The following is a 4,795-nucleotide window of genomic DNA, read 5'->3' as shown; positions in this document are numbered from 1 at the left end:
TAATGGTATGACGCTAAAGAAAATATTTGAACAAGTTACAGAAATTCGACAAAGAACAAAGGTCCCAATCGCACTAATGGGTTACTATAATCCGATTCTGAAAATGGGACATGAAACATTTCTGAATAATTGTGTTTCATCAGGAGTTGATGGATTAATTCTTCCAGATTTACCTTTAGAAGAAGCAACACCCTTTTGTGAATTGGCAAAAGCCAAAGGTGTCTCTCCTATTTTATTGGTGGCCCCTAATACACCCAATGAACGCATTAAAAAAATATCAGAACTAGCGGGTGATTTAATTTATGCCGTTAGCATTTTGGGCATTACAGGAAATGATTTAGCATCCAAAGATGCCCTTTCGGAATACTTAAATCGCGTACGTAAATATAGCGTTACACCTTTTGTAGTTGGTTTCGGAATCAGTACTCGAAGTGATGTGGTTTGGTTCAATGAACATTCCGATGGCGCTGTGGTAGGATCAGCTATTATTAAAAATATGGACGGGAAATCCGATCCTGTGGAAGCAACAAAAAATTTAATTCAAGACCTAAAAGGAACATTATGATTACAATTGGAATCCAAGGCGGAAAAGGCAGCTTTTCCGAACAAGCAGCTCAAGAATTTTCCCATAATCACGGGCTTGAAGGGGCCGAGATTATTTACCAAATTTCATCAGAACAGGTATTAGCCGGTGTTGAAAATGGCGAAACAGATTTCGGTATTTTTGCCATGGAAAATGCCCAAGGCGGTGTTGTAATCGAAAGTGTTGAAGCGCTGGCAAAATATCGTTGCAATATTATTGAAATGTTTCACATTCCCATTAATCAAAATTTATTGAGTTTGCCGGGGATGTATGTTGGCGATGTGACAGAAATACATTCTCATCAACAAGCATTACGTCAATGTAAAGATTATTTGAGTGAACATTTTTGGACTAGACCGCTGATTGAAGAAGACGATACTGCCGAAGCTGCTCGACGATTATCGGAAGGAAAACTTCCAAAAACAGCCGGCGTGATTGCCAATAATGCGTGTGCCGAATTATATGGATTAGAAATTCTTCAAGAAAGCATCCATGATCTAAAACATAACCTTACCTTATTTCTTGGTATTAAAAAATTGGGTGATTCATGAATAGCATCGGTATAATCGGATTTGGAAGATTTGGGAAAGTCTTAGCCAATATTTTGCAAAAAGGATTTTCCATTAATGCTTACGATCCGAAATCAAATGGAGCATTTCCCAGCGTTACATTTACTGATCTGAAATCTGTTTTGAAAGAAAAAGTCATTTTTATTGCAGTGCCTATTCGGCATTTTGAATCTGTCATAAAAGAAATTTCACCAAATCTTTCCCATGGAACAACTATCATTGATGTGTGTTCTGTGAAAACGCATCCTGTAAATATGATGGAAAAATATTTACCAAATCATGTGGGCATCATTGCCACACATCCCATGTTTGGACCCGATTCTTTTGTGTCCAACAATCGTCTAAAAATGATGATGAATAATACGAGAGACTCGCAAGAACAATTTAAATTCTGGCAGAGATTTTTCACAGATCAAGGAATCCAAGTGATGGAAATGTCTCCAGATGAGCATGATCAACTAGCGGCAAAAACACAAGGTGTGACTCACTTTTTGGGACGCATGTTAAAAGAATATGGCATTGGAAAAACCGCTATTGATACACAAGGATTTCGCGATCTTTTGGATTTGGTAGACCAAACGTGTAACGATACTTGGGAATTGTACACTGATCTTCAACTTTACAATCCTTACACAGATGAAACGATAAAAAAACTTAAACTGGCGACAAATTCTTTGGATGATCGCCTGAAGGAATTACAAAATGTGGCAGACTGACAGCTGGCGGAATTTTACCGCCAAACATATTCCCGATTATCCAGATCAGGAACATTTATCCGAAGTTGAAAAGACACTTGGAAATTTTCCACCCCTTGTTTTTGCCGGGGAAGTTCGTTCCTTAAAACAATCCTTGGCGGATGTGGCGGAAGGAAATGGCTTTCTGCTTCAAGGCGGAGATTGTGCCGAAAGTTTTTCTGAATTTCATGCGGATAATATCCGCGATACCTTTCGGGTAATTTTGCAAATGGCAGTGATTCTAACATCCGGAGCAAATCTTCCCGTGGTAAAACTCGGGCGTATGGCAGGGCAGTTCGCCAAACCGAGATCCAGCAAAACTGAAACGATTAATGGCGTTGAACTTCCAAGCTATACCGGCGACATTATTAATGATATTAATTTTGATCCTGACAAGCGGCAACCCAACCCAGAACGAATGCTGAAAGCTTATTCCCAAGCAGCATCCACGTTAAATTTACTCCGTGCTTTTGCTGATGGTGGTTATGCTGATCTCCGTCATGTGAATTCATGGAATATGGGCTTTGTGAAAAGCGGCCCCCAAGGTGAACGTTATCGTCATTTAGCGCACCAAATTCAGGAAAGCTTGAACTTTATGGAAGCATTGGGGATCAATTCCACCAATACGCCCCAGCTACGGCGCGTCCATTATTATACAAGTCACGAAGCATTGCTACTCCCTTATGAAGAAGCGCTGACCCGTGTTGATTCCACGTCAGGAGATGTGTATAACACATCAGCCCATTTTGTTTGGATTGGGGATCGGACTCGCTTTAAAGATAGCGCCCATGTGGAGTTCTGTCGCGGAATAAAAAACCCTATTGGTATCAAATGCGGACCATCACTGGATCCTGATGAACTCATGGCCCTTTTGGATATTTTGAATCCTAAGAATGAAGCGGGACGGATTACACTTATTGCCCGATTCGGGCATGATAAAGTGGAAACATACTTGCCAAAATTGATTCGAAAAGTTAAATCTGAAGGACGCACCGTAGTTTGGTCTTGCGACCCCATGCATGGGAATACCATCAAAAGCAGTAATGGAATTAAGACTCGACCCTTCGACAGAATTATTGATGAAGTAAAACAAAATATCCAAATCCATAAATCTGAAAACTCCCGAATTGGCGGTATTCATTTAGAAATGACCGGCCAAAATGTTACCGAATGCACCGGCGGATTAGATCATATTTCTGAAGCGGATTTGACCGACAGATATCGCACCCATTGCGATCCGCGATTAAACGCAAACCAAGCCATTGAGTTGGCATTTTTGATTGCGGATGAATTGAAAACGAATGGGCATTAAAATGAACATGTCCAACTTGGACATGTTTTTATTACGTGTCCATATTTTGCGATTATTTACACATGTTATTAAAACGTGTGTAAATTGCACCCATGAAAAATAACAAGAGAATAATGTTTCACCCAAATAAACCATTCAATGATTTACCTGTTTTACCACCAGATATTGAATTGGAAACATCAAGAATTCTTAAAAAAACCATCACAGCAACTCGTTCATTGGCAAAATTAAATGGTGTTTGTCAAAAAATTCCAAACCCAAGTATTTTGATTAATTCGCTTACATTACAAGAAGCAAAAGATAGTTCAGAAATTGAAAACATTTTCACAACAAATGACCATCTTTATCAGGCATTTTCGACATCAACAGGGAAAATAGACGCACAAACCAAGGAAGTTCTCCGATATAGGGAAGCATTATTGAATGGATATTTGGCCTTAAAGAAAAAACCTATTTTAAATACTAACCTATGGATAGAAATTGTTCAAACGATTAAAATAAATACAGCCGGTATTCGAAATGTACCGGGAACCATTATTGGAAATCCAGCGACTGGAAAGACCATTTATTCACCACCAGAAGGAGAAAAAATTATTCGGGATTTACTTCGTAATCTTGAAGATTATATTCATGAAAATGATTCGGTTGACCCCTTAATAAAGCTTGGAATAATACATTATCAATTTGAAGCGATTCATCCGTTTTTTGACGGAAATGGAAGAACGGGCAGGATTTTAAATATTTTATATCTTAACCAAATGGGATTGTTGGAGTTACCAATTCTCTATTTAAGCAAATACATTATTGAAAGAAAGAATGATTATTATCAACATTTGCGAAATGTTACAGCTAAAAACGAATGGGAGCCTTGGGTATTATTTATACTGGATGCAATCCATGTCACTTCGACCAATACTATGGAAAAAATCCAAGCGATTCGAGATTTATTAGATAAAACAGTTTTATTCTGTAAAGAGAAACTGCCAAAACGAGTGTATTCAAAAGAGTTGGTAGAATTATTATTTGAACAACCCTACATTAAAATAAAATTTCTTGTTGATGCCAATATCGCACAACGAAAAACAGCGGCTGAATATTTAAGAGAATTAGAAAAAATTGGCGTTTTATCCCCTAAAAAAATTGGGAAAGAAAATGTATTCATCAATAATAATCTTTATGAATTATTGTCAAAATGACCATGTCCAAGGCTTGGACATGTTTCTATTACGTGTCTATATTTTGCAATTAATTACACATGTGATGATATTAAATTTTATTCATGATTAAAGGCGAAATAACATTCCCGGGAGATAAATCCATTTCTCACCGCTCGCTCATGTTTGCTTCATTAGCGGATGGCGAATCACGGATATCTAACCTATCCACAGGTGCTGATGTTCAATCCACGCGAAAATGTCTTGAAGCATGCGGAATTGAAATTCGCAATGATGAAAATGACGTGATTGTTACAGGTGGAAAATTTTCCAATCCAGCACTACCCTTAGACTGTGGGAATTCTGGCACAACAACACGATTACTTTTAGGACTGTTGGCCGGCCAAGGCATTAATGCAACATTCATTGGGGATGATTCCCTT

General features: G+C 38.2%; 6 protein-coding genes. All 6 read left to right on the top strand.

The genetic code is table 11. The annotated features are described in order from the left end of the window. Positions 1-565 (top strand): tryptophan synthase subunit alpha (trpA, locus tag HN459_02305; GenBank protein ID MBT3478273.1); only part of this gene is annotated, 565 nt, incomplete at its 5' end. Further along, positions 562-1,134: a prephenate dehydratase gene (locus tag HN459_02300; protein ID MBT3478272.1), complete on the top strand. Its 573-nt coding sequence runs from the start codon at positions 562-564 to the stop codon at positions 1,132-1,134. The genes trpA and HN459_02300, both read left to right, overlap by 4 nt. Further along, positions 1,131-1,868, top strand: a complete 738-nt coding sequence (locus tag HN459_02295; GenBank protein ID MBT3478271.1) for a prephenate dehydrogenase/arogenate dehydrogenase family protein — start codon at positions 1,131-1,133, stop codon at positions 1,866-1,868. The genes HN459_02300 and HN459_02295 overlap by 4 nt, the downstream gene beginning before the upstream one ends. Next, entirely contained in the window at positions 1,855-3,198 is a 1,344-nt protein-coding gene (locus tag HN459_02290; GenBank protein MBT3478270.1) for a 3-deoxy-7-phosphoheptulonate synthase class II, read from the top strand. The genes HN459_02295 and HN459_02290 overlap by 14 nt, the downstream gene beginning before the upstream one ends. A 110-nt stretch (positions 3,199-3,308) precedes the next feature. Continuing rightward, positions 3,309-4,394: a Fic family protein gene (locus HN459_02285; protein MBT3478269.1), complete on the top strand. Its 1,086-nt coding sequence runs from the start codon at positions 3,309-3,311 to the stop codon at positions 4,392-4,394. A gap of 83 nt (positions 4,395-4,477) precedes the next feature. Next, on the top strand, positions 4,478-4,795 hold a 318-nt coding region (locus HN459_02280), incomplete at its 3' end, for a 3-phosphoshikimate 1-carboxyvinyltransferase (GenBank protein ID MBT3478268.1).

The sequence above is a fragment of the Candidatus Neomarinimicrobiota bacterium genome, from assembly GCA_018647265.1.
Classification (GTDB): domain Bacteria; phylum Fidelibacterota; class Marinisomatia; order Marinisomatales; family TCS55; genus TCS55.
Note: the sequence above shows the minus strand (reverse complement) of the source record. Positions and strands in the feature narration are given on the sequence as shown.